The 1,106-nt window shown below is 73.9% G+C and carries 1 protein-coding gene and 1 pseudogene; one reads left to right on the top strand and one right to left on the bottom strand.

What is annotated here, in order from left to right; all coding sequences use genetic code 11:
* A pseudogene (locus RDU12_RS15815) lies at positions 1-424 on the top strand (serine protease); the annotation flags it as partial.
* A 19-nt stretch (positions 425-443) separates the two neighbouring features.
* On the opposite strand, the gene RDU12_RS15810 reads toward RDU12_RS15815, so the two are convergent.
* Positions 444-1,106 (bottom strand): insulinase family protein (locus tag RDU12_RS15810; RefSeq protein ID WP_308685634.1); only part of this gene is annotated, 663 nt, incomplete at its 5' end.

Below are 1,106 nucleotides of genomic sequence, written 5' to 3'. Positions count from 1 at the left end.
CCTGCGCAAGGGCCAGCGCGCCTTCCATCCGGGCTACCCGCAGGGCCGCGCCGGCGAGGTCACCTCGCGCCTGCTCGGCCGCGAGACCCTGAGGGTCCGGGGCCGTGGCCAGCGCGACGAGCCGATCCTCGCCTGGGCCGAGGTGGGCCGCACCGACCGTCTGGGCGGCACCCTCGCCGGGCTTTCGGGCGCGCCGGTGCTCGACCGCCAGGGTCGCGTCGTCGCGGTCACCATCGCCGAGAGCCCGCGCCGCGGCCGCATCTACACCACCTCGCCCGACACCTTCGGCCCGGCTGTCCGCGGCCTGCAGAAGGCCGACGAACCGCTGACGGGCCGCACCGTCACCATCGACAACTACGGCCTCGTCGCCGACGATCTGCGCCGCGACCTGCGGGTGGCGCAGGTGGTCTGCCTGTCGACCTGACCGCCCCGGGCCCGGCGCCTCAGCGCAGGGCGCCGTTATCCAGGTCCAGGTCCGTCAGCGGGATCACCTCGACGTTCGGATATTTCGCCCGCAGCGCCTCGAGGAACTGGGCCGCATCGCCGACGATCACCAGGCTGGCCTCCGAGCCCGGCAGGTGGCGGGCGAAGGCGCTCTCGATCTGCTCGGGGGTCACAGCCCGGACATTGCCGGCGTAGGCCGCCAGCTCGCTCATCGGCAGGTCGTAGAGGGCCAGACTGGCGATGAAGCCTCCCAGACCGTCGACCGTCTCGAGCGAGCGGCCGAAGCCGCCGATCATCACCGCCCGGCGCGGCGACAGCTCGGCCTCGGATATCCGCTCCGAGCCCATGCGGCCGATCTCCTCCAGGATCAGGGCGGCCACCTCCGGCACGGCGTCGTTGCGGGTCTGGGCGCTGGCGGTGAAGACGCCTTCGTCCGCCCGCGCGCCGAGCGAGGAGCCGGCCCCGTAGCTGAGCCCCCGCTTGATCCGCACCTCCTGATTCAGGCGAGAGGAATAGCCGCCGCCCAGCAGGGTGTTGCCCAGCGACAGGGGGAAGTAGTCGGCGTCCGTGCGCGAGACGCCGCGGATCGCGGCGACCACCGCGGCCTGGCCCGCGCCCGGCTGGTCGATGACGACCACCCGCGCCGCTGGCGCCGCGGGTGG

It is taken from the genome of Brevundimonas sp. (genome assembly GCF_031082345.1).
Lineage (GTDB): Bacteria > Pseudomonadota > Alphaproteobacteria > Caulobacterales > Caulobacteraceae > Brevundimonas.
Note: the sequence above shows the minus strand (reverse complement) of the source record. Positions and strands in the feature narration are given on the sequence as shown.